The organism is Micromonospora sp. NPDC002411 (genome assembly GCF_053592955.1).
Genome location: NZ_JBSFBM010000024.1, coordinates 1 through 22,674, shown reverse-complemented (window position 1 = coordinate 22,674; position 22,674 = coordinate 1). Strand labels below are relative to the sequence as shown.

Annotated in this window: 26 protein-coding genes; 13 read left to right on the top strand and 13 right to left on the bottom strand. The window is 72.5% G+C overall.

The annotated features are described in order from the left end of the window. Positions 1-98 precede the first annotated feature (98 nt). Together ACWCO3_RS05520 and ACWCO3_RS05515 are read left to right on the top strand one after the other, a co-directional pair. Positions 99-923 carry an SDR family NAD(P)-dependent oxidoreductase gene (locus tag ACWCO3_RS05520; protein WP_357837682.1) on the top strand — a complete coding sequence of 275 codons (825 nt, stop codon included), beginning with the start codon at positions 99-101 and terminating at the stop codon, positions 921-923. Then, positions 916-1,206 carry a hypothetical protein gene (locus ACWCO3_RS05515; RefSeq protein WP_450008644.1) on the top strand — a complete coding sequence of 97 codons (291 nt, stop codon included), beginning with the start codon at positions 916-918 and terminating at the stop codon, positions 1,204-1,206. Before ACWCO3_RS05520 ends, ACWCO3_RS05515 begins: the two co-directional genes overlap by 8 nt. Here the strand turns inward: ACWCO3_RS05515 and ACWCO3_RS05510 are convergent. The 3 genes from ACWCO3_RS05510 to ACWCO3_RS05500 form a co-directional block, all read right to left on the bottom strand. Beyond that, positions 1,203-2,579, bottom strand: a complete 1,377-nt coding sequence (locus tag ACWCO3_RS05510; protein WP_450008642.1) for a hypothetical protein — start codon at positions 2,577-2,579, stop codon at positions 1,203-1,205. The two genes, ACWCO3_RS05515 and ACWCO3_RS05510, sit on opposite strands and share 4 nt — an antisense overlap. Next, complete coding sequence (locus tag ACWCO3_RS05505) at positions 2,576-3,103, bottom strand: SigE family RNA polymerase sigma factor (protein ID WP_357837282.1); 528 nt, start codon at positions 3,101-3,103, stop codon at positions 2,576-2,578. The genes ACWCO3_RS05510 and ACWCO3_RS05505 overlap by 4 nt, the downstream gene beginning before the upstream one ends. Positions 3,104-3,167: 64 nt before the next feature. After that, the gene (locus tag ACWCO3_RS05500) at positions 3,168-4,112 is read right to left on the bottom strand and encodes a DMT family transporter (RefSeq protein ID WP_450008639.1); all 945 of its coding nucleotides are present in this window, start codon (positions 4,110-4,112) and stop codon (positions 3,168-3,170) included. A 106-nt stretch (positions 4,113-4,218) separates the two neighbouring features. On the opposite strand from ACWCO3_RS05500, the gene ACWCO3_RS05495 reads away from it, so the two are divergent. Continuing rightward, positions 4,219-4,938, top strand: a complete 720-nt coding sequence (locus ACWCO3_RS05495; protein ID WP_145786171.1) for an HAD family hydrolase — start codon at positions 4,219-4,221, stop codon at positions 4,936-4,938. 8 nt (positions 4,939-4,946) lie between these two features. Here ACWCO3_RS05495 and ACWCO3_RS05490 read toward each other — a convergent pair whose 3' ends face one another. Together ACWCO3_RS05490 and ACWCO3_RS05485 are read right to left on the bottom strand one after the other, a co-directional pair. Beyond that, positions 4,947-5,474: a hypothetical protein gene (locus ACWCO3_RS05490; protein WP_145786170.1), complete on the bottom strand. Its 528-nt coding sequence runs from the start codon at positions 5,472-5,474 to the stop codon at positions 4,947-4,949. Between the two features lie 12 nt (positions 5,475-5,486). Continuing rightward, a complete protein-coding gene (locus ACWCO3_RS05485; protein WP_278143766.1) occupies positions 5,487-6,356 on the bottom strand; it encodes a PhzF family phenazine biosynthesis protein in 870 nt (289 codons plus the stop codon). 33 nt (positions 6,357-6,389) lie between these two features. Between ACWCO3_RS05485 and ACWCO3_RS05480 the strand changes: the two genes are divergently transcribed. The 3 genes from ACWCO3_RS05480 to ACWCO3_RS05470 all read left to right on the top strand — a co-directional run bounded on the left by ACWCO3_RS05480 (position 6,390) and on the right by ACWCO3_RS05470 (position 9,544). Further along, positions 6,390-7,676 (top strand): magnesium transporter MgtE N-terminal domain-containing protein, encoded by a 1,287-nt coding sequence (locus tag ACWCO3_RS05480; RefSeq protein WP_423436115.1) that lies wholly within the window; start codon positions 6,390-6,392, stop codon positions 7,674-7,676. Next, a complete protein-coding gene (locus tag ACWCO3_RS05475) occupies positions 7,669-8,319 on the top strand; it encodes a DUF1003 domain-containing protein (RefSeq protein ID WP_145786167.1) in 651 nt (216 codons plus the stop codon). The genes ACWCO3_RS05480 and ACWCO3_RS05475 overlap by 8 nt, the downstream gene beginning before the upstream one ends. 76 nt (positions 8,320-8,395) lie before the next feature. After that, positions 8,396-9,544: an Mrp/NBP35 family ATP-binding protein gene (locus ACWCO3_RS05470; protein ID WP_145786166.1), complete on the top strand. Its 1,149-nt coding sequence runs from the start codon at positions 8,396-8,398 to the stop codon at positions 9,542-9,544. A gap of 181 nt (positions 9,545-9,725) precedes the next feature. Here ACWCO3_RS05470 and ACWCO3_RS05465 read toward each other — a convergent pair whose 3' ends face one another. Together ACWCO3_RS05465 and ACWCO3_RS05460 are read right to left on the bottom strand one after the other, a co-directional pair. Further along, on the bottom strand, positions 9,726-10,148 hold the full coding sequence (locus ACWCO3_RS05465; protein ID WP_145786165.1) for a Sec-independent protein translocase family protein: 423 nt from the start codon (positions 10,146-10,148) through the stop codon (positions 9,726-9,728). 76 nt (positions 10,149-10,224) lie between these two features. Continuing rightward, on the bottom strand, positions 10,225-11,715 hold the full coding sequence (locus tag ACWCO3_RS05460) for a S1C family serine protease (protein WP_423436582.1): 1,491 nt from the start codon (positions 11,713-11,715) through the stop codon (positions 10,225-10,227). 299 nt (positions 11,716-12,014) lie between these two features. Between ACWCO3_RS05460 and ACWCO3_RS05455 the strand changes: the two genes are divergently transcribed. Next, entirely contained in the window at positions 12,015-12,584 is a 570-nt protein-coding gene (locus tag ACWCO3_RS05455) for an O-methyltransferase (protein WP_145786483.1), read from the top strand. Between the two features lie 12 nt (positions 12,585-12,596). Here the strand turns inward: ACWCO3_RS05455 and ACWCO3_RS05450 are convergent, their stop codons facing one another. Next, a complete protein-coding gene (locus ACWCO3_RS05450; RefSeq protein WP_145786163.1) occupies positions 12,597-14,051 on the bottom strand; it encodes a leucyl aminopeptidase family protein in 1,455 nt (484 codons plus the stop codon). A 148-nt stretch (positions 14,052-14,199) separates the two neighbouring features. After that, on the bottom strand, positions 14,200-14,367 hold the full coding sequence (locus ACWCO3_RS05445; RefSeq protein WP_007455245.1) for a DUF3117 domain-containing protein: 168 nt from the start codon (positions 14,365-14,367) through the stop codon (positions 14,200-14,202). Between the two features lie 190 nt (positions 14,368-14,557). Between ACWCO3_RS05445 and ACWCO3_RS05440 the strand changes: the two genes are divergently transcribed. Genes ACWCO3_RS05440 through ACWCO3_RS05425 form a run of 4 tightly spaced genes read left to right on the top strand, consistent with a single transcriptional unit; the run spans position 14,558 to position 18,786 of the window. Beyond that, positions 14,558-15,376 (top strand): PaaX family transcriptional regulator, encoded by an 819-nt coding sequence (locus ACWCO3_RS05440; RefSeq protein ID WP_145786162.1) that lies wholly within the window; start codon positions 14,558-14,560, stop codon positions 15,374-15,376. Positions 15,377-15,380: 4 nt separating this feature from the next. Continuing rightward, the gene (locus tag ACWCO3_RS05435; protein WP_145786161.1) at positions 15,381-16,172 is read left to right on the top strand and encodes an enoyl-CoA hydratase-related protein; all 792 of its coding nucleotides are present in this window, start codon (positions 15,381-15,383) and stop codon (positions 16,170-16,172) included. A 59-nt stretch (positions 16,173-16,231) separates the two neighbouring features. Then, a complete protein-coding gene (locus ACWCO3_RS05430; RefSeq protein WP_450008633.1) occupies positions 16,232-17,530 on the top strand; it encodes a DUF1800 domain-containing protein in 1,299 nt (432 codons plus the stop codon). Positions 17,531-17,544: 14 nt separating this feature from the next. Then, the gene (locus ACWCO3_RS05425; protein WP_145786159.1) at positions 17,545-18,786 is read left to right on the top strand and encodes a DUF1501 domain-containing protein; all 1,242 of its coding nucleotides are present in this window, start codon (positions 17,545-17,547) and stop codon (positions 18,784-18,786) included. Positions 18,787-18,789: 3 nt separating this feature from the next. Here the strand turns inward: ACWCO3_RS05425 and ACWCO3_RS05420 are convergent, their stop codons facing one another. Beyond that, complete coding sequence (locus ACWCO3_RS05420) at positions 18,790-19,413, bottom strand: hypothetical protein (protein ID WP_450008632.1); 624 nt, start codon at positions 19,411-19,413, stop codon at positions 18,790-18,792. Positions 19,414-19,426: 13 nt separating this feature from the next. Continuing rightward, positions 19,427-20,008: a DNA-3-methyladenine glycosylase I gene (locus ACWCO3_RS05415; protein ID WP_145786157.1), complete on the bottom strand. Its 582-nt coding sequence runs from the start codon at positions 20,006-20,008 to the stop codon at positions 19,427-19,429. 137 nt (positions 20,009-20,145) lie between these two features. Between ACWCO3_RS05415 and ACWCO3_RS05410 the strand changes: the two genes are divergently transcribed. Then, positions 20,146-21,039, top strand: a complete 894-nt coding sequence (locus ACWCO3_RS05410) for a sterol desaturase family protein (protein WP_450008630.1) — start codon at positions 20,146-20,148, stop codon at positions 21,037-21,039. On the opposite strand, the gene ACWCO3_RS05405 is transcribed toward ACWCO3_RS05410, so the two are convergent. Both ACWCO3_RS05405 and ACWCO3_RS05400 read right to left on the bottom strand, forming a co-directional pair. Next, on the bottom strand, positions 20,984-21,481 hold the full coding sequence (locus ACWCO3_RS05405; RefSeq protein ID WP_145786155.1) for an SRPBCC family protein: 498 nt from the start codon (positions 21,479-21,481) through the stop codon (positions 20,984-20,986). The genes ACWCO3_RS05410 and ACWCO3_RS05405 overlap by 56 nt on opposite strands. After that, a complete protein-coding gene (locus ACWCO3_RS05400; protein ID WP_145786154.1) occupies positions 21,478-22,095 on the bottom strand; it encodes a DivIVA domain-containing protein in 618 nt (205 codons plus the stop codon). The genes ACWCO3_RS05405 and ACWCO3_RS05400 overlap by 4 nt, the downstream gene beginning before the upstream one ends. 153 nt (positions 22,096-22,248) lie before the next feature. On the opposite strand from ACWCO3_RS05400, the gene ACWCO3_RS05395 reads away from it, so the two are divergent. Beyond that, the coding region (locus ACWCO3_RS05395) for a dihydropteroate synthase (protein WP_450008627.1) at positions 22,249-22,674 on the top strand (426 nt) is incomplete at its 3' end.

Here is a 22,674-nt window from a genome sequence, read left to right as displayed (position 1 = left end):
TGCCGACGCCACCTGACGACAGATCCGAGAACTTAACGATCCCAAAGGGCGTTGTGACGCCACGGTAACCTCGCGCCATGACCGGGGTGAATGGACCTGTGGAAGATCTCACTGGGCGTCGACTGGTGGTGGTGACCGGGGCCAGCTCCGGCATCGGGCTGGCAGCGGCCGTGGGGCTGGCCTGCCGGGGTGACCAGGTGGCGCTGGTCGGGCGGGACCCGGCGCGACTCCAGGCCGCAGCGGAACGGGTACGCGAGAACTCCGGTGAGCGGCCGGAGTTGTTCCGGGCCGACTTCGCGATCCTCGACGACGTACGCCGGCTCGCCGAGCAGTTGCGCGCGACGTACGACCGGATCGACGTGCTCGCCAACAACGCCGGGGCGATCGCGTTGCAACCGCTCACCACCGTCGACGGCTTCGAGATGTCCATCCAGGCCAACCACCTGGCTCCGTTCCTGCTGACCAACCTGCTCGCCGACCGGGTGGGGCGGGTCGTGGTGACCGCCTCCGGCGCGCACCGCTTCGGCACGCTCGACCCGGACGACCTGAACGCGCCACTGCGCGGCTACCGCTCGACGAGCGCGTACGGCACCAGCAAACAGGCCAACATCCTGTTCACCGTCGAGGCGGCCCGGCGCTGGCCGAGGATGTCCGTGTACAGCTTCCACCCCGGGGTGGTACGTACCCGGTTCGGCAACGACAGCAGGCTGGTGGCCATCGGTATGCGGTTCATGCCCTTCCGCAGCCCGGAGAAGGGGGCCGAGACCCTGGTGTGGTTGGCCAACCAGGACCGGTCCCGGCTGGTCGACGGGGGCTACTACGTCGACCGTCGGCTGCGTCGGCCGTACCGGAAGGCGACGAACCCGCACCTCGCGGCCCGGCTCTGGGAGGCCAGCGCCAAGGCTGTGGGCATCGATGACTAGCACCGCCGGGCTGACACTCGTCGCGATCGTCGAGTTCGCCGCCGGTGCCGAGACGGCCGGACAGCGTTACGAGGACGCCGTGCTGTCCCTGCTCGAACGACACGGCGGCCACCTCGACCGGCGGTTGCGCGGCACCGACGGCCGGACCGAGGTGCACGTGATCCGGTTCGACTCCCGGGCCGGATACGAGTCGTTCCTCGCCGATCCGGACCGGGCGGCCCTGCGCGCGATGCTCGGCGAGGCCGCACCAACGACCCGGGTGATCGAGGTGCGGGAGGGCTAGGCCCGGAGCCGCCGCCGGTCGCGCCAGCGTCGCAGCCGCGACAGCACGGGCATCGCGACCAGGACCGCCAGGACGAACCCCACGGCGAGCGCCCAGAACGGCGGCGGCCCGTAGTGAGGGCGGCCGGATTCGCGTACCGCCCCGCTGATCGCGAGGTCGGCGGCGACCGACAGGTCGGTGATGCCCTCCGGGGTGCGGAAGAGCACGTCCGGGGCTGTCGCGCCCCGGCGGAGCACCACGAGTTCCACGGCCTCCGTGCCGACCTCGTGATACGGCCCCCACGCGATGTCGTGCTCCTCCGGGAGGTCCTCCGCCTCCGGCCCCGGCACACCGACCAACGCGACAGCCTCGTCCGCCGAGCGCCAACCGAGCAGTTGCACGAACGAGCGGGAGCGCAACGGCGGAAACGCCGTTCCGGCCGTCGGGGTGCCGTCGACGGTGGACCGCAGGGTCAGTGTCCAGGTGCGCCGGTAGGACGGCACCGGGCAGTCGGTGCAGGTGGACCGGCCCAGGACCGCCACCGACCGGCCGTCCGGCAGCCAGGAACCGGCACCGGCGAGCCGCCCGCCGGCCAGCGGCAGCTTCCGGTACGGCTCGGCGAGCCGATCCGCGCCCGCGTCGCCCACCCGGGTCAGCCAGACCTCGTCGCGGACCTGAAGGGCGAGGTCACCGCCGTCCGGCGACAGCGCGGCCGTACGCCCCGGCGGGATCCAGCCGCTGCCGACCGGCACCCGCAGCACATCCGTCCCGCGATCCCGGTCGTAGACCCCGACGGACGGGGTGGAATAGGTGTTCGGGGACGTGAACGTGGTGTCGGGGTCGGCGTAGACCAGGCGTTTCCCGTTCGGCGCGAAGGCGAGCGGGTAGCCGTCCGGACGGTCCGGGATGGTCTTGCCGGCCTTCAGGTCGATGAGGGAATCGCCCACCCAGGCGTACCGACCGTCCGGGGAGAGCAACGCCTCGAAACCCGCCACGGCCGGATCGCCGTCCAGCACGCGGTAGCGGTCGTCGTCCGCGGCCACCACACCCATTCGGGTCTCGAACCAGTTGGTGCGCACGGCGGGACCACCGAAGAGCATCGCCGCCACGCCAGGTGCCGAGTAACCCACCGAGGCGGTCCGCAGCGGCGGGTCGACCAGCTTGGTCGGTAGGCCGGGGGCGTCGTGACGCGGGCCGGCGGGCAGGGGCAGGGCCACCGGGTGCAGCGCGTACCCGGTGCCGAGAAGGAGGACCAGGACGGCGAGCGCGCCGGCGACGGCGGCCCGGCGACGACGGTGCCGGGTCCGCGCCGCGTCGAAGAGCCCATCCGGTACGCGCGCAGGCGGCACGTCGGCGGCGAGACGGCGCAGCGCCTCGGAGAGTCGGGCGGTCATCGGGAGGTCACCTCCTGCGGGCTCCGGCCGACGAGTTCGGCCAACTCGGGGGCGAGCACCCGCAGCCGGCGAAGGGCGTGCCGGGTCTGGCTCTTCACAGTGCCGACCCGGCAGCCGAGCAGTGCTGCCGTCTCGGTCTCGGTGCGGTCCTCGTAGTAGCGCAACACGAGGACCGCGCGCTGCCGCACGGTCAGCCGGGCCAGCGCCGTCCACAGCACCAGCCGGACCTCGGCGTCGTCACCCGGGTCGGGACGTTCCGGCACGACACCGTCCAGCCGCTCGGGCGGGCGGGCCCGTCGCCAGCGCCACCAACTGGCCGCCTGCGTGCAGAGCACCCGACGCAGGTAGGCGTGCGGGTCCGCGACCCTCTCCCACCGCACCGCGACCCGAGCCAGTGCCACCTGGACCAGGTCCTCGGCATGGTGCCGGTCACCGGTCAACAGGTACGCGAGCCGGGTCAGCCCGGCGGTCTCGGCCCGGACGAAGTCGGCGAAGCCGTCCCGGGTGCGGTCCTCAGTCGTCAACGGATCGCCCTCCTCACCGGGATAGACGCGCGGCGGGTCCGCCACGGAGGGAACCAGCGGGCGATCAGCCGTCGAGCGGGGTCGGGTCGGTGGGCAGCGCGGTGGGCGCGGTCCGACGGCCGCCGAGCACCACCACCGCCACACCGGCCAGCAGCAACGCCATCCCCAGCAGCGCGTACGGGCGGGGAACCTGACCCAGCCAGGCCCACCCGAGCAGTGCCGCGCCAGGCGCCTCCAGCAGGATCAGCACGCTCACCGTGGTCGCCGGGATCTTCTGCAGGGCGTAGTTGAACATCGAGTGCCCAAGCAGTTGGGCACCGACCACCAGGGCCAGGATGGCCAGCCAGGTGCGCCCGTCGAACCCGGTCAGCCGTACGCCGCCGACCAGGCACATGGCCAGCAGGATCAGCGCGCAGATCCCGTAGCAGATGGTGGTGTACGTGGTGGTGCTGATGCTGGTCCGGGCCCGTTCGCCGAAGGCGGTGTAGACGGCGGCGAACATGGCACCGGCCAGCGCCAGCACGTCGCCGAGGACGGCCCGGCCGGAGACCCCCACGTCCACGCCGGTGGCGACCGCCGCGCCGCCGACCGCCACGGCGATGCCGATCCACACGATCCGGGGCAGCCGACGCCCCTGGGCGCGGACGATCAGCCCCTGCCAGACCGGCTGGGTGGCCACCAGCGCGGTGGACGTGGCGACGGTGGTGAGCTGGGCGCTCGGCACCCAGGTGGCGAAGTGACCGGCCAGCGCGACACCGGACAGGACGCAGAACAGCCCCTCCCGCCGGCCCACGCCGGTAGCAAGCCGACGGAACTCGGCACGGCGTCGGGCCAGCGAGAACGGGCCCAGTACGGCGACCGCGAGCAGGTTGCGCCAGAACGCGATGGCCAGCGCGGGCGCGGCGGCGTACGCGATCAGCGGCGCGGACGACGACACTGCGACCACGGCCAGGCCGACCGCGCCGGTGGTCAGCGGGTCCAGTGACGGCCGGTGTGAAGGTGGGGGCACGGGACGTAATCCTCACACGTATGACGGACAGCACGGAGGGTCATCACTCCGTTACGATCACGCGCGTCCGCGCCGGCGACCCTCGACCGCCCGGAGGCGCTCCCCCATGCCCACCTACCAGGCGGTGCTGTTCGACTTCTTCGGCACCCTGACCCGCTCGGTGCAGCGCGGTGTCGCGCACGCCGGCACGGCTGAACTGCTCGGCTGTCACGCCGACACGTTGACCGAGGTGTTGGACCGTACCTACTACGAACGGGCCACCGGCCTGCTCGGCAACGCGGAGGCGACCCTTCGCTGGGTGTGCGCCCAGGCCGGCGTACACCCCAGTGACCATGCGGTACGGGCGGCCGTGGCGTCCCGACACCGGGCGGTCCGCGCGGACACCTGGCTACGGGCCGACGCCGTGCCGGTGCTCGCCGCCCTACGCCAGCGTGGCCTGCGCACCGGCGTGATCAGCGACTGCACGCACGAACTGCCGGCCTTCCTGCCACAGCTCGCCATCGCCCCCCTGCTCGACGTGCGGGTCTTCTCAGTGCAGGTCGGACGGTGCAAACCGGATCCGGCGCTCTACCTGACCGCCTGCCAGCGACTCGGGCTGGCACCCGGCGACTGCCTGTACGTCGGCGACGGCGGCAGCCAGGAGTTGACCGGTGCCGAGCGGGCCGGGATGACAGCCGTCCGGCTCGCCGCGCCGGACCTGGCCACGCACATGGTGTTCAACGCCGACCTGGACTGGCGCGGCCCGACGCTCGCCGCCCTGGGCGAGGTGCTGGCCCTCGTCGACAGCGACGCCGAGGTGGTGGGGGTCGGCGGCCGGGCGGGGTGACGAGCCGATCAGCGACGACGGACCCGGTGCAGGCGGAACGGCTTGCGCGTGGCCCGGACCGCCGGGGTGGCCCGCGGTGGCTCGGCCTGCGCGTCGGCCGGCAGCTCCGTGCCGGCCAGCGGCGTTCCCGCCGGGGCCAGCCGGTTCACCGCGCACCCCTCGGCAGCCCAGCGGGCCACCAGGTCGGCGGTCGGCCCGGAAGCGTTGAGACGCTTCGCCGCCACCAGCGGCGCGATCGTGTCCCACTCCTCGGTGCCCGGCTGCACCCGGCTCACCCTCGCCGGCCAGGTGACGATCCGACCACCGTGGTCGCCACGTAGGGAGACCTGCGCCTCGGTCGCGTCGGCCAGGCCCGGCGCCGCCTGCTCGCCCGGCCCGCTGACCACCAGGAGCGCGCCCTCGAGAGGGGCGCACCAGAGCGCGAGCGCCGGCCCGCCCGACACGCTCACCCAGGCCACCGCGGCCTTCTTCATCGCCTCGTCGACCAGCGGCGTCGACCCGTGCGTGTCGTCAGTCACCCTCGCATCCTCCCGCATCGACGTCCGGCCTCAACCGACGAACGGAGGGACCGCGATCTCACCCCGGGCCACCGGCATGACCTGGCCGGCGACCGTAGCGCCGACCGCCACGCCGTTCGCCGCGGTGACCGTGCAGGCCAACGCCGACGGACGGTTCATCTCGACACCCTGACGGACCGCGTAACGGGACAGCCCCTCGCCCGGCAGCAGGCCCGTCGCCACCAGCCAGACACCCAGGCCGAGTGCCGCCGAACCGGTCGCCGGGTCCTCCGGGATGCCGATCCCCGGCACGAAGACCCGGGCGTGCGCGGTTTGCGTTGCCCCGTCCCAGGAGAAGACGCTGACGTGCGAAACCCCGTACCGCTGCGCCGCGGCCGCGTTCACAGTGGCGCGGGCCACCGACTCCGGACGCACCGGCAGGTACGGGAACTCCAACCCACAGCCGGCGACGCGTGGCGCTGGGCCGACGTGGTCGTCCGCGGTCAGCCCGGCGATCTCCAGCAACGGCTCCGGATCCAACTCCGGCCCGAGGGTCGGTGTGCCACCGGTCAGCGTCGCCCCGGAGGCGGTCACCTCGATCGGCAGCACCCCGGCGTGGCACTCCTGGGTGACAGACCCCACACCGAACATGCCCCGCCGGCTCGCGGTGACCGCCGCGCCGACACTCGGGTGCCCGGCGAACGGCAACTCCTCCACCGGAGTGAAGATCCGGGCCCGGTAGGTGACGCCGACCTGGGTCGGAGGCAGCACGAACACCGTCTCGGAGAGGTTGAACTCCAACGCGAGTGCCTGCATCTGCTCGGTGGCCAGCCCTTCCGCGCCGAACACCACGGCCAGCGGGTTGCCGGCGAAGGGGCGGTCGGTGAAGACGTCCACGATCTCGTAGGCCAAGGTCGACATGTTGATAAACACTAGGCGCTTAGGCTGGTGCCCGTGAGCACGCCGACCCGGATCTACATCGCCCGTCTCGCCGGAGTCGCCGTCTTCGATCCGAACGGTGACCAGGTGGGCCGGGTTCGTGACGCCGTGGCGCGGCTCCGGGCGACGAAACGTCCGCCGGAGGTGGTGGGCCTGGTCGCCGAGATGCCGATGCGTCGTCGGATCTTCCTGTCCATCAACCGGATCACCTCCATCGACGCGGACGCCGTCGTGCTGGGCTCCGGCACCCTCAACCTCCGCCGGTTCGAGAAGCGCCCGAACGAGCTGCTGGTGCTCCAGGAACTGCTGGACCGGCGGGTGCAACTCGACCCCGGCGGCCAGCCCGGCGCGGTCGTGGACGTCGCCATGGAGTGCTCGCGGGGCGGCGAGTGGTCGCTGACCCGGGTCGCCGTCCGGGAGCAGACCGGTCGACTCACCCGCCGTGGTCACCTGCACCAGGTCGAGTGGGACCGGGTGCGCGGGCTCAGCGGCATCGCCGACAACCGGGGTACGGCGAACCTGCTCGCCGTCCTGGAGGACATGCGCCCCGCCGACCTGGCCAACGCCCTGCAGGACCTGCCCGACGCGCGACGCAACGAGGTAGCGGCGGCGCTGGACGACGAGCGGCTGGCCGACGTGCTCAGCGAGCTGCCCGAGCACGACCAGGTGGAGATCCTCGCCGCCCTGGACCGGGAACGGGCCGCCGACGTCCTGGAGGAGATGGACCCGGACGACGCCGCGGACCTCCTCAACGAACTGCCCCCACCGGAACAGGACGTCCTGCTGGACCTGATGGAGCCGGACGAGGCCGACCCGGTGCGTCAGCTGCTGAAGTACACGCCGGGCACGGCAGGCAGCGTGATGACCTCGGAGCCGGTCATCCTGCCGCCGGACGCCACCGTCGCCGAGGCGCTGGCCCGGATCCGGGAGCCGCAGCTCTCCCCCGCCGTCGCCGCGCAGGTCTTCGTGACCCGGGCACCGCAGAACACACCGACCGGCCGCTACCTGGGCATGGTGCACTTCCAGGCGCTGCTGCGGGAACCACCCGCCGACCTGCTCGGCAAGGTGGTGGTCAACGACATCGACCCGCTGCGCCCCACCACACCGCTGCCGGAGATCACCCGCCGGATGGCCACCTACGACCTGGTCGCCATGCCGGTGATCGACCGGAACAACCGGCTGGTCGGCGCCGTGACGGTGGACGACGTGCTGGACCACTCGCTACCCCGGGACTGGCGGGACCGGGACGCCCTGCCCGCCCCGGGCGCCACCGAAGCGGTGCTGGATGGCGCGGATGGCTGAGCAGCGGCGAACCGAACGGCTGGACCAGCCCCGCGAGCCCCGGGGCATCAAACTGCCCCGCTTCGACGCCGAAGCGTTCGGCAGGTGGTCGGAGGGCATCGCACGGGGCATGGGGACCGCGAACTTCATCGTCGTCATGACGGTGGTGATCACGGTCTGGTTCCTCTGGAACACGTTGGCCCCGGCGGGCCTGCGCTTCGACCCGTACACGTTCACGTTCCTGACCCTGGTGCTGTCGTTGCAGGCCAGCTACGCCGCGCCACTGATCCTGCTGGCCCAGAACCGGCAGGCCGACCGGGACCGGTTGGCAGCTGAGGAGGACCGGCGGCGAGCCACCGCGCAGAAGGCGGACACCGAGTACCTGGCCCGGGAGATCGCCGCGCTGCGGATCGCGTTGGGCGAGGTGGCGACCCGCGACTTCCTCCGCTCCGAGCTGGCCCGGCTGGCCGAGGAGCTGGACGAGGTGGGGCAGCGCCGGCAGCGGCTGGAGCGCCGCCAGCAGGAGAAGGAGAGCCGGCAGGAGCGGCGTGGGCAGCGGCCGACCGACGGTGTCGGCCTGGACGAACCCCGTGACGACCTGGACGGTGACTTCGCCCGCGACGCCCGTCCGGACGGCACCGGGCCGCGCCGGTCGGAGGGCTGACCGGCGGGCCATCGATTGGCTCACACCGCACCGGGCAGCGGCGGCAGGGGATGCCCCGCGACGTAGCATTGCGGGCATGTCAGCACCCGTGAGCACCGTCGAGGACGCGATCCAGGCCGCCCTGGCCACCGTCAACGACCCGGAGATCCGCCGGCCCATCACCGAGCTGGGCATGGTCCGCTCCGCCACGATCGGTGCCAGCGGCGTCGTACGCGTCGAGCTGCTGCTCACCGTCGCCGGATGCCCGCTCAAGGACAAGCTGCGTAACGACATCACCGCCGCCGTCGCCGCGGTGCCCGGCGTCACCGGCGTGGAGATCGACTTCGGGGTGATGACGCCGGAGCAGCGGCAGTCGTTGCAGTCCCAGCTGCGCGGCGGTGGTGCCACCGAGGAGCCGGTCATCCCGTTCGCCCAGCCCGGCTCGCGTACCCGGGTCTACGCGGTGGCCAGCGGCAAGGGTGGTGTCGGCAAGTCCAGCGTGACTGTCAACCTGGCGGCGGCGCTCGCCGCACGCGGGCTCGCCGTCGGCGTGGTCGACGCCGACATCTACGGCCACTCGGTGCCCCGCATGCTCGGCGCGGACGGCCGTCCCACTCGTGTGGAAGACATGATCATGCCGCCGCAGTCGCACGGCGTGAAGGTCATCTCGATCGGCATGTTCACCGCCGGCAACGCCGCAGTGGTGTGGCGTGGCCCGATGCTGCACCGGGCGTTGCAGCAGTTCCTGGCCGACGTCTACTGGGGCGACCTGGACGTACTCCTGCTGGACCTACCCCCGGGCACGGGTGACGTGGCCATCTCGCTGGCCCAGCTGCTGCCCAACTCGGAGATCCTGGTGGTCACCACCCCGCAGGCCGCCGCCGCCGAGGTGGCGGAGCGGGCCGGTGCGATCGCCCTGCAGACCCACCAGCGCGTGGTCGGCGTCATCGAGAACATGTCCTGGCTGGAACTGCCGGACGGCTCCCGGATGGAGATCTTCGGCGCCGGCGGTGGCACTGCCGTCGCCGAGTCGCTGAGCCGGACCATCGGCGCCCAGGTGCCGCTGCTCGGGCAGATCCCGCTGGACACCCGGGTCCGCGAGGCCGGCGACGCGGGCAACCCGATCGTGCTGGCCGAGCCGGAGTCTCCAGCCGCGACGGCGCTCGGCGCGATCGCCGACCGGCTCGCGGTACGCCGTGAGTCGCTGCTCGGCAAGCCGCTCGGCCTGAAGCCCGCTGGGCGCTGACCGCCACGAACACCGTCAGCCCGTCGGCCGCCCAACGGCCGGCGGGCTGAGCCGTCTCGTGATCGACCCGACTTTCAGCATGTCGGGGCATCCGGCGCTGGTTGACAGGCCCACTTCCTGAAATCCGAGTCGACCACCGCCGGGCAGAGGCTCAAGCGGTGCCGGGCGGTACGGCGGTCGGTCAGGTGGCGTCGTCGTAGCTGACGCGGGGGGCTGGCGCCGATGGGCTGCTGGTGGCCGTGCTGGACCGGGAACCGCCCGAGCGCAGGTCCGCGGCGTTGGCGACGTCCTTCAGGTCGTCGTGCACGTTGCTGACGTCGGCGCGGAGGTTGTCGTAGACGCCCTGCAACGGCTTGCGGATCGCCGCCTCGTCCTCCTCGCTGAGGAGGTGCTTGCGGATGAACGCCTTCGGGTGCAGATCCTCCAGCTGGATGTCGGTGCCCAGCTCGCGACTCAGGTCGCCGGTGGCGTTGCGGGCCATGTTGCGCAGGTTGCGCACCAACCGCAGGCCGTCGGTGATGACCGCGGGCAGCCGGTCGCCGAAGATCAGCAGCGCCAGGAGCAGCAGCGCTCCGATCTCCCACCAGTTCAGGTTGTCGAGCATCCCGTTGGCCCCCTCTCGGCGTCAGCAGCAAGACTACGCACGCCGGACGGCCTTCGGGCAAGGGGTGAGCCGCTGTTCACTTCGCGTCCGCGGCGAGTCTCACCGACGTGTTCTGCCGGGCGGAGCCTCGCCGGAACTCGACGGTCACCACCGAGCCCGGCGCGTACTTGCGCACCAGCGCGGTCAGGTCGGTCGGCTCGGTCATCGGCCGTCCATTGATCTTCAGGATCACGTCGCCGACCTTCAACCCGGCGCCGTCCGCCGGGCCGGAGGGCTGCACCTCCGCCAGGCGTAGGCCGCCCCCGACGACTCCGGCCGGGCCGTCCACCCGGGCGCCGATCACCGTACGCCGGGCCTTGCCGGTGCCGATGATGTCCTGGGTCACCCGCTTGGCCTGGTTGATCGGAATGGCGAAGGCGAGTCCGATGTTGCCCGCCTCCTGCCCTTCGGCGACCAAGGACTTGATGGTGGAATTCACGCCGACCACGCGCCCGGCGCCGTCGACCAGCGGGCCGCCGGAGTTGCCGTGGTTGACCGCGGCGTCGGTCTGGATGGCCGCGTAGTAGCGCACCGGCCCGCCCGGCTCGCCAGCCTGCATCGTCCGGTCCAGGGCACTGACGATGCCGGCGGTGACCGTGTTGGCGAGTGACAACGGCGAACCCATGGCAAGCACCGGGTCGCCGACGGCCAGCGCGTCCGAGTCCCCGAATTCCACCGCCCGCAGCCCGGGACGACTCACCTTGATCACGGCGATGTCCGACTCCGGGTCCTGCCCGACGATGGTCGCCGGCGCGCTGCTGCCGTCGTTGAAGACCACCGAGGCCTTGCCGGTGCCGCCGGCCACCACATGGTCGTTGGTGATCACATGGCCGTCGGCGGTGGCGATGAAGCCGGAGCCCTCGCTGGTCCCGCCGAGGCTGCTGACCCGGACGGTGACCACGCTGGGCAGGACACGTTCGGCGACACCGGCCAGTGACTCCGGTTTGCGCTGGGCCAGCGCCGGCGGATCTACCGGCGCACTGCCCAGCACCGCACCACCCGCACTGCCGCGAACCGCGAACGCGTAGCCCAGCGCGCCACCGAGCGTGCCGGCCAGCAGGGCGGTGATCACGGGAATGAGCAGCAGGTGACGCAGCGTCGGTCGGCCTGGCGCGTCCGGATCGGTGACCGCCTCGGGTTCGATGCCGGCCACCACCGCCCCGGGCACCACCACCGCGGTCGGCGCGGTCGGGTCCCGCCACGGATCGGCGAGCGCGTCCGACCACCAGGGCGACGCCCCGGCCGTGCCGGGCACCCCACCCGCTGTCGGTGCCGGCCAACCCGGCGGCGACCCGGCGTTGGGCGCACCGGCCACCGGCGGATGTCCCGGTGCCGGCCAACTCGGCGACGGCGCACCGGCCACCGGCGGATGCCCTGGCGCCGGCCCGCCTGGCGGCACGGTGGACGCGTTGCCCGCCTCAGGCGTGGTCGGCGGCCCGGCCGGAGGGTTCCCCGCCCCGGGCGGTCGCGCCGGAGTCTCACCGCCCCGGCGCCAGTCCCAGCCGTCGGTCACGTCGGTGCCTCCCAGTCCGTCCCCGGATCCCGCGCCGCGTCGCCCGGCCACGGGCCGGTTCGGTCGCGGCTGACGGGATACCGCCTCCAGGATTGCACGGATGTACGCGGTGGAGTCACCGGTTGCCCCGGTGATCGCGACAGGCGGAGGCGCGGCTGCGCTCCACGACGGTCGCCTCTACGCTCACAGTGCCAACCCGCCCCCGCACCACGCACCGCCCCCGGAGGTGCCCCATCGCCACGGTCGCCGGTTCCGGCAGTTCGACGGCCCAGGTTCAGCAGTTCGCCGAGTCGTACGTCACCGAGGATCTCGTTCTGCGCACCGCCCGCAGCCTGGCTCGGGAGGTGGGCCTCGACGCGGTCACCCCCGGTGCGGGTGCGGCACTGCGGCTGCTGGCCGCCGCCGGCAACGCGCGCGCCGTGGTCGAGATCGGCACCGGCACGGGGGTGAGCGGAGTCTGGCTGCTGCGCGGCATGCGCGCGGACGGGGTGCTCACCACCATCGACGTGGAGGTGGAGCACCAGCGGATCGCCCGACGGATCTTCGCCGAGGCGGGCTTCGCTGCGGGCCGCACGCGCATCATCACCGGGCGCGCGCTCGACGTGCTGCCCCGGCTCGCCGACGGTGCGTACGACCTGGTGTTCGTGGACGCGGAGGCGACCGGCTTCCACGCCTGTGTGGAGGCGGCGTTGCGGCTGCTGCGGCCTGGTGGCGTGCTAGCGCTCAACGGTGTGCTCGCCAGCGGCCGGATCGGCGACCCGGCCGCTCGGGACGCGGAGACGGTGACGGTCCGCGAGACCATCAAGGCGGTCCGGGAGTCGGAGCACTGGATTCCCGCGCTGCTTCCGGTCGGGCACGGGCTGCTCGCCGCTGTGAAGTGCTGAGCGCCGGCCTGGTCAGTCGACGCTGGCCAGCCAGCGCAGCAGCCACCGGACGCCCCAGCCGGTCGCGCCTCGGCTGACCTCGGCGTGGTCGCCGTCGGCCCAGGACGGGGCCGACATGTCCAGGTGCAGCCATCGGTCCCGTAGTTCGCCGGTGAACTCGCGCAGGTAGAGCGCGGCCAGCACCGAACCGGCACCCTGCGTCGGGGCGCTGTAGAGGTCGGCGATCTCGCTGCCCAGGTATTCCACGTAGTCGTTGTGCAGGGGCATCCGCCACGCCGACTCGCCGGCCGCCTCGGCTGCGGCCAGCACGTCCGCGGCCAGTTGGTCGTTCTCGCTGTACAGGGCGCCGGTGCGCTTGCCCAGGGCCACGGCGTTGGCGCCGGTGAGCGTGGCGAGGTCGAGCAGCAGGTCCGGCTTGAGCTGCTGCACCGCGTACGCCAACGCGTCGGCGAGGACCAGGCGGCCCTCGGCGTCGGAGTTGGTCGTCTCGCTCGTCGTGCCGCCGTAGTGCCGGATGACGTCGCCGGGCCGGAACGCCGCGCCGCTGACCATGTTCTCGGCGAGCGGGGCCAGCGTGGTGATCCGGACCGGCAGCCGCATCTCGGCGGCTCCCAGGGTGGCGGCGACGACCGCGGCCGCGCCCGCCATGTCCTTGCGCATCAGTTTCATCGCCGGCACCGGCTTGATCGAGATTCCGCCGGTGTCGAAGGTGATGCCCTTGCCGACCAGCACCACGTGGGTGCGTGCGTTGGCCGGGTGCCAGTCCAGCTCGACGAGCCGGGGGCCGGTGGCCGAGCCTCCGCCGACGGCGAGGATGCCACCGAAGCCCTCGGCGGCGAGTTCGGCCGGCCCACGGACCCGCAGTCGCAGGTCCGGAAGGTCGGCTGCGGCGGCGGCCACCTGGTCGGCGAACCACTGCGGGTTCTTCACCGAGGAGGGGGTGTTGGTCAGGTCACGGGCGAGATGGGTCATCGCCGCGGTGGTCCGGGCGGTCGCGATGGTGGTCTCGAACGTCGTCGGGTCGGCGAGCAGGAGGTCGACGCTGTCGAGCGTCGGTGCGGTGCCGGCCTCGGTCAAACGGAACCGGTACGGGGCGAGCAGCAGCCCCTCGGTGAACCCGCGGACTGCGGCCGGAGTCACTCCGACCGGGAGCGCGATGGTGATATGCGTCTCATCCGTGGCGGCGCGAGCCAGTGCGGCGCCGGCCGTGCGCCAGGCCGCCTCGCCACCGTCGCCGATGCCGAGCAGGAGCATCCGGCCGGGGGTACGCCCAGGGCGCACCTGCGTGTGGATCTCGCCGGCCCGGCCGGTCAGTCGGGCCGCCGGCACCAGTGCGGCGGCCTCGTCGGCCGTGCCGTCCGGAGGCGTCGCCGCGGTCGGAACAAGTTCGGCCGAATCGGCGGCACCGACAGGCAGGACGAGGACGTCGAGCCGGTCGGGCTCGGCGATCAGACGGATGGCGAGCACGCGGGACCGTACCTCCAGGAGAGTTTCGCGGAGCGGGGCCGAACCCGCCTGCCCACGCCGATGAAGACCCTGAGCCACCGGTGGTACCGGTGGCTCAGGGTCAGAAAGAACGCTCCGGGCGGCCTGCGCCGCCCGGACCACTCCTTACTCAGCCGGCCGCTGCCTTCAACGCGTCACCAAGCGCGTTGGCCTCGTCGGGAGTCATCTCGACGACGAGCCGGCCACCGCCCTCCAGCGGGACCCGCATGACGATGCCCCGACCCTCCTTGGTGACTTCCAGCGGACCGTCGCCCGTCCGCGGCTTCATCGCCGCCATGTTGTCTCCCCTCAGACCTACACCAGGGTCGGTGGGTTGCCCCACAGCCACTTCGTCACGACCACCCGCAACGGTCACGGGGGCGTCGACCAACGATTTTCCCTGATGAACACCGCCGGACCCAAACCGGAGCAGCATTGATGTAACAGCATCTAGCTTATCTTGAGAAGGCCTGTCACAATGTGCGGTCATGCAGGCACGGTCGGCACTCTTCGACCTGTACGGCGACCACCTCCGTCCGAGGGGTGGCCGGGCACCGGTCGCTGCCCTGGTCAAGCTACTGGCACCGCTGGGAATCGCGCCGCCCGCCGTTCGCACCGCCGTGTCGCGGATGGTGCGCCAGGGCTGGCTCGAGCCTCTCCGGTTGGTCTCCGGACCGGGATATTCGATCACACCGAAAGCAGCCCGACGACTCGACGAGGCGGCCGCCCGGATCTACCGGACCGGCCGGGTCACCTGGGACGGCCGGTTCGATCTGCTGGTGTTGGAGGCCCCCGGCTCCCGACGGGACCGGCAGCGGCTCGCCTCCAATCTGAGCTTCCTCGGCTACGGCACGCTCGACGAGCAGACCTGGGTCGCCACCCGCCCCGCCGACGACGTGGACCTGCTCCTCGCCGAGGCCGGTATCCGGTTCGAGCGGTTCACCGCCGCGCACCACTCGGGCACCCCCGGCGCGATGGGCGTGGTCCGGCGCGCGTGGGACCTGACCGAGATCGGTCGCGCCTACGAGCAGTTCGTCGCGGACCAGCGCCCACTGCTCGCGGCGGTCACCGTGCGCAGCAGCGACGAGGAGGCGTACGCGACGCGGTTCCGACTCGTGCACGCGTGGCGTACGTTCCTCTTCCGGGACCCGCAACTGCCCCCGGCGCTGCTGCCCGAGCGCTGGCCCGGCACCGCCGCGGCCAGCTTCTTCGACCGGCACGCGGCACGTCTGCGTCCGGCCGCCGACCGGTACGTCGAACAGTGCCTCGACGCCGGCAACCGCCTCGTTCGACAGAAGGGTCGTTAGACACGTGACCGAGCCGCTGCTGGTCGACCGGACCGACGCCGTCGTCACCCTCACGCTGAACCGGCCGAAGGCGATGAACGCGCTCGACGTGCCGCTCAAGGAGGCGCTGCGCGACACCCTGGCGCAGTTGGAGACCGACCGGTCCTGCCGCGCGGTCGTGCTGGCCGGGGCGGGCGGGTCGTTCAGCGCCGGTCAGGACCTGCGCGAACACGTATCCACCCTGGAAAACTCCGCCAGCGACCCCCTGGCCACCGTGCGGGCGCACTACAACCCGATCGCCGCCCGGCTGGCCAACCTGCCCAAACCGGTGATCGCCGCGGTCCGTGGGATGGCCGCCGGGGCCGGCGCGTCGCTGGCGTTCCTGGCCGACATCCGCATCGGCGGTCCGACCACCAGTTTCCTGATGGCCTTCGCCAAGGTCGGCCTCGCCGCCGACACCGGCGCCTCCTGGACGCTGCCCCGACTGGTCGGCCACGCCAAGGCGGTGGAGCTGCTGATGCTGGCCGAGCCGGTCCGCGCCGAGGAGGCCTGCCGGCTCGGGCTGCTCAACCGGCTGACGGACGACGACGAGCAGGTGTTGCCGGCGGCTCAGGAGTTGGCCGCCCGCCTCGCCGCCGGCCCCACCGTCGCGTACGGGGCGATCAAGCGGCAGCTCTCCATCGCCGACGCCGGCACCCTCGCCGACGCCCTGGCGGCCGAGGCGCAGGCCCAGTCGATCTGCGGTGCCACCGCCGACCACCGGGCCTCCACGCTCGCCTTCGTCGGTAAGCAGAAACCGGTCTTCGAGGGACGCTGAACGCGATCCGGACGCCGCCCTTACCGTCCTCGAACACGAGCCGCCTAGCGTCGGCCGTCATGAGCGATCGTGAAGCGGTGGCGCACCTGCTGCGCCGGGCCACCTTCGGGCCGACCGCGGACGAGGTGGACGCGGCAGAGCGGGCCGGGCCGGCAGCGACGTTGGACCGCCTGCTCGATCCGGTACGGGCCGACCGGGGAGCGGCGGCCACACCACCGCCGACGCTGGCCCCGGACCCGTACGCCGCGCTGACCAAGGAATCGACCCGGGAGCAGCGGCAGAAGGCCAACGCGGAGCGCCGCGAGCAACTCCAGCAGGTCACCGGGTGGTGGCTGGACCGGATGGTGGCCGCCGAGGACGGGCTGACCGAGAAGCTGCTCTTCTTCTGGCACGGGCACTGGGCGACCAGCGCCCAGAAGGTCAAGTCCGCGCGGACGATGCTGGGCCAGTTGGACACACTGCGCCGCCACGGGCAAGGGCCGCTCGGCCCACTGGTCGCGGCGATGGTGCGCGACCCCGCCCTGATCATCTGGTTGGACGGGCAGAAGAACACCCGCAAGGCACCGAACGAGAACCTCGCCCGCGAGCTGATGGAGTTGTTCACCCTCGGCATCGGCAACTACACCGAGGCGGACGTGAAGGCCGGGGCGCGCGCCCTGACCGGCTGGGTGGTCGACCGGCGGACCGGAGTGGCCCGCTTCGAGGCCAAGCGACACGACCCCGGCGAGAAGACCATCCTCGGACAGAGCGGCCGGTTCGACGCCCCGGCGTACGCCGGGCTGCTCGCCACCCAACCCGCGGCGGCGACGTTCGTGGCCGGGCGGCTCTGGTTCCGCTACGCCGGCGCCGAGATCCCGGCGCCGGACGGTCTGGCCGGCGCGGACACCGTGGCGACGATGCACGCGATCTTCTCCTCGCCGGCCTTCGCGCAGACCCGGGGCACGTTGGTCAAGCAGCCGGTGGAGTGGCTGGTGGGCGCGCTACGGCAGCTCGGCGTACGGCCCTCCGCCCTCCCGGAGCAGCAACGCCGACAACTGCTGGCCGGTCTGAACGCGCTGGACCAAGTGCCGCTGCGACCGCCCAGCGTGGGCGGCTGGCCGGCCGGCGCGGCCTGGTTGACCACCTCGTCGTTGCAGGCCCGGCTGCGGGCGGCCGGGATGCTCGCCGCCGCCACGGCGCCGACGGTGCTGGCCCGGCTGACCGCCGCACCGACCGCCGGCCGGCCGGACGCGTTGGCCCGACTGCTGGTGGTCGATGGCTGGGGCCCGCGTACCCGGGCCGCCCTCACGCCGCTGGCCGGCGAGCCCCGCAAGCTGCTGGCCGCCGGCCTGGTCAGCCCCGAATACACAGTCAGCTGAGCGGAGGAGTCGACATGGACACGGTGACCCGACGCAGGTTCCTGCTGACCAGTGGTGTGGTCGGCGCGGGTGCGCTGGCCGCTGGGGCCGGCGCGTACACGATGCGGGACCTGTTGGACACCAGCGGGGACCGCGATCCGCAGGCCCGCACGCTGGTGCTGGTGACCCTGTACGGCGGCAACGACGGGCTCAACACGGTCATCCCGTACGGAGACCCGGCCTACCGGGCGGCCCGCCCCGAGCTGGCGTACCCGGACGGGGAGGTGCGGCGACTGGACGACGACTTCGGCCTCAACCCGGCCCTGGAGGGTCTGCACCAGCGCTGGTCGAAGGGTGGGCTGGCGATCGTGCGCGGGGTCGGCTACCCGAAGCCGGACCGCAGCCACTTCCGGTCGATGGACATCTGGCACACCGCGCAGCCGGACCGGCCGGGCAACACTGGCTGGCTGGGGCGTTGGCTGGACCGGGCCGGCGGCGACCCCCGGCTGGCGGTCTCCTTCGAACCGGCGCTGCCACCGCTGCTGGCCGGGGCGCAGAGCGCCGGCGCCGCGGTGCCGGTGACCGACCGGAAGGCCGCCAAGGGGCTGCCAGCGCAGACGCTCACCGCGTTCGAAGCCGCCGAGCCGGGTGAGTCCGCCGCGCGAGCACGGGCCGCCGCCTGCTTCGCCGACCTGCGATCGGTGGACGAGATGATCCGTCAGGTCCGCGACTCCGACGACCCGGACCTGGCGGACCCGGACGGCGAGCAGGCCCCGGCGACCGCCACCGGCGGGGCGAAGACCCCGCTGGACGCGCAACTGGACCTGGTCGCGCAGTGCGTCGAGGCGGGGGTGTCCACCCGGGTCTTCTCGGTGTCGCTCGGCGGCTTCGACACTCACGCCGACGAGAAACAGTTGCAGGCTGTCCTGCTGGGTCAGCTGGACCGGGCGTTGACCGGCTTCGCCGACCGGATGAGTCGCACCGAGGCGGGGCGGAAGGTGGTGGTGGCGGTCTACTCCGAGTTCGGCCGCCGCGTCCGGGCCAACGCCTCCGACGGCACCGACCACGGCACCGCCTCCGACGTGCTCCTGCTCGGCGCGGGCGTACGCGGCGGCTGGCACGGGGCACCGCCGAGTCTCACCGACCTCGACGACGGCGATCTGAAGTTCACCACCGACTTCCGGGACGTCTACGCCACGTTGCTCGAACGCGTGCTGGACACCGACCCGGGCCCGGTCCTCGCCGACTGGAAGGGACGGCTGGACAAGCTCTTCTAGGGCCTAGTCGTCCTCTTCCGGGTCCTGGTTGGCCTCGGCACCCAGCACGAACGCCTGCATGGCCAGCTCGTCGCCGGCCGGCGACACGAAGGCGGGCAACTCACGCGGGCCCAGCTCCTGCACGTAGGACCAGAACAGGCGGACCGCTTCGGCCGGCGAACCGGCCTCGATCGGCAGGTCGAGGCTGACCAGCCAGGTGCGGCGTGCCGGTGGCGGGCCGAGCTGGTCGGCCAACGCCCGGAAGGCCGCCGGCTCCAGTGGGCTGACCGGCCCGTCGAGGGTCAGCAGGTCGGCCGGCACCGGCTCGTCGAAGGCCCGACGGGTGTACGCCACGACAAGCTCCGCCGGCTCGACGCCGGACTGCGGGTCGTCCGGGTCTTCCCGGTGACGGTGGGCCGTAGCGGCGACCCGGCCGAGCGCCACCAGCCGGGGCGGAGCGTCGACCAGCACCGCCACCTGGTCCCCCGGGCCCGGCCCGGCGACGTCGGCCAGACCGGTCAGCTCCAACGTGTCGTGGTGCACGAGCCGCTCGGCTTCGTACCGCTCGGCGGGCAGCAGCACGGCCCAGGTGCCCACCCCGTCGGCTCGGCCGGATCCGTTGGCCCGGTACGCGGTCTCGGTCGTCATGCCTGCCATCCCATCATGTCGCCGGTGGGAGGGTGACGTGACAGCCGACGATGTGATCGTCGACCATGCCGGTCGCCTGCATCAGGGCGTACGCCGTGGTCGGCCCGACGAACCGGAAGCCGCGCTTCTTGAGGGCCTTGGCCATCGCCGTCGATTCGGCGGTGATCGGTGCGAGCTCGGCGAACGAGGCGGGGCGGGCCGGCCGGCGCTCCGGCGCGAAGGACCAGAGCAGCGCTGACAACCCCTCCGGCAGTTCCAGGGCGGCACGGGCGTTGGCGATCGCCGCCTCGATCTTGGCCCGGTTGCGGACGATGCCGGCGTCGGCGAGCAGCCGGGTCACGTCGGCATCGTCGTATGCGGCCACGGTCGGGATGTGGAACTCGTCGAAGGCCAGCCGGAACGCCGGGCGTTTGCGCAGGATGGTCAACCAGGACAACCCGGACTGGAACGCCTCCAGCGTCATCCGCTCGTAGAGCGCGTCGTCGCCGTGCAGCGGCCGGCCCCACTCGGTGTCGTGGTAGACGGCGTAGTCGGGGGTGCTCGACCCCCACGCGCAGCGAGCCAGCCCGTCGGCGCCGATCACCAGGTCAGTCACCTCGTACACGCTAGGGCATCGCACCGACACCCCATTGCCACCTGCCGCTCGGCTGCCTATGGTGCTTGTTACCGACCGGTAAGTCGGGGTCGCCCAGCGGCGCGTCCCGACCGGCGACGGCGAGCGGAGGCCGCGCGATGAAGGAGTTCCCGGACGTCATCGCCTGGTCGATCCCGGCCTTCGTGCTGCTCATCGTGCTGGAGCGGGTCTCCTACCTGCTGCACCGCGACGACGACGAGGTCGGCTACGGCGGGGCCGACACCGCGACCAGCCTGGCGATGGGTCTGGGCAGCATCTTCACCGACCTGCTGTGGAAGGTGCCGATCGCCGCCGCGTACGCGCTGCTCTACGCGCTCACCCCGCTGCGGGTGGCCGAGATCTGGTGGACCTGGCCACTGATCCTGCTCGCGCAGGACTTCTTCTACTACTGGTCGCATCGCGGCCACCACGTGGTCCGGATCCTCTGGGCCTCGCACGTGGTGCACCACTCGTCGGAGCGGTTCAACCTCTCCACCGCACTGCGCCAGCCGTGGACCGGGCTGACCAGTTGGGTCTTCTACATCCCGCTGATCCTGGCCGGCGTACACCCGGCGGTGGTCGCGTTCTGCGGTTCGGTCAACCTGCTCTACCAGTTCTGGATCCACACCGAGCGCATCGACCGGATGCCGCGCTGGTACGAGGCGGTGTTCAACACCCCGTCGCACCACCGGGTGCACCACGCCTCGCAGGGCGGCTACCTGGACCGCAACTTCGGCGGCATCCTGATCGTCTGGGACCGGCTCTTCGGCTCGTTCGCGCCGGAGCGGGAGCGCTGCGTGTACGGCCTCACCAAGAACGTGGGCAGCTACAACCCGGTCCGGGTGGCCTTCCACGAGTACGCCTCAATCGCCCGGGACCTCCGCGCCGCAGTGACGTGGCGGCATCGGGCGGGGTATCTCTTCCGAGCGCCGGGCTGGCAGCCGGCACCGGGTGTGGTCAGGGCAACCGGCCCTGCTCGACCAGACGGGCGAACCTCTTCAGCGCCTGGGTGAGGCCGATCTTGGAGCCGGGCCAGAGCAGCGGCCAGGCCACCCGACCGGCCCGGCCACCCGGCAGATGGAACCACTCGTGCCAGACCACCTGGGTGCGGGCCCGACCCAGCTGGGTGCAGCGCAGCACACCGGGGCCGCGCAGCAACTGACCGTGGTGCACCACGCCGATCTCGTACGGTTCGTCGACGCGTACCACTAGCATCTCGTCGCGCAGCGTCGCCCGGCCGAGCGCGGTCACCGCCTCGATCCGGCTGCCCTCGCGACCGTCGCCCTCGACCACCCGCACACGGGTGAACGGAATCCAGTCGGACTGGCGTTCCCAGGCGAGCAGCGCGGCGAAGACCTGCTCCGCCGGGGCGTCGACGATCACCGTGGCGGTCACCTCACCGGCACCGGGTTGGGCCGCCTCCCGAAGATCATCAACGCCTCCGGGCTCGGTCACGCCGTCTCCGACCGGACCACCGCGTCTCGCTGCCCGGCACCGTCGGCGGGCGCGCCGTCGGTCTGCTCACGATCTGCCGGCTCGCCGTCGGCCGATGCCACTGCCGGCGCCACGCCGTCGGAGTCCGCCGGCGACGAGGTGGCGGCGGGAAGCTCTGCCGCGCCGGCCGAGCCGACGGGCGCCGAGCCGGAGCCGGCGTCCCCGTCCAGCGGCACATCCTCGTCCGGCTTCGCCGCGTCCGCGTCCGTCACCTTGCTGGCGGACTGCTCGCGGGCCTGACGTAGCGCGTCGGCGTCGTCGGTGCGACCTTCACGCAATGCGGTGACCTCCGCCTCCAGCACGCCGATCAGCTCCGACTTGTAGCCGATGTCGTAGGCGGCGCGGCGCATCGCCTGATCGACCTGCGCCATCCGGTACCCGCGCAACCCGGTGTCGAAACGGACCGCCCCCACGTCGGATTCGCGTAGCGGTCGCGTGCCGGGCAACGCCACGGCCTGCGAATCCGGTTCGACGGCCACCAGGCCGGGATCACCGCCGCTGACCAGCACCGTCACGCCGAAGACGACCGCCGCGACAGTCAATGCCACGACCAGGAGGAGCAGAAGCTGACCCATGCACTGATCGTGGCATGGCAGCGGGCCGGGAGCGACCCCGCCACCCGTCCCGATCATGATCTGTGCCGACGCCCGCCCACAGTTCCCCTCCGACGACCGACTAGCGTCGGGTTCGGCCGCCGCGTCGACGGCGCGGACTCTCAGGAGGCGGGCATGGCGGGGGCGCTTCGGCTGGGTGGGCGCACGTTCGCCCCCGGCGAGCTGGTCGTGATGGCGATCGTCAACCGCACGCCTGACTCGTTCTTCGACCGAGGCGCCACCTTCGCCGCCGACAACGCGCTGCGCGCGGTCGAGCGGGCTGTGGACGAGGGCGCGGCCATCATCGACATCGGCGGCGTCAAGGCCGGCCCGGGCGCGGACGTCGACGTCGCCGAGGAGATCCGACGCACGGTGGACACCATCGCCGCCGTCCGGGCCGCGTTTCCGGACGTGGTGATCTCCATCGACACCTGGCGCGCCGAGGTGGCGACGGAGGCCGTGGCCGCCGGGGCCGACCTGCTCAACGACACCTGGTCGGGCGCCGACCCGGCGCTGGCCCGGGTGGCCGCGCAGACCGGCGCGGGGCTGGTCTGCTCGCAC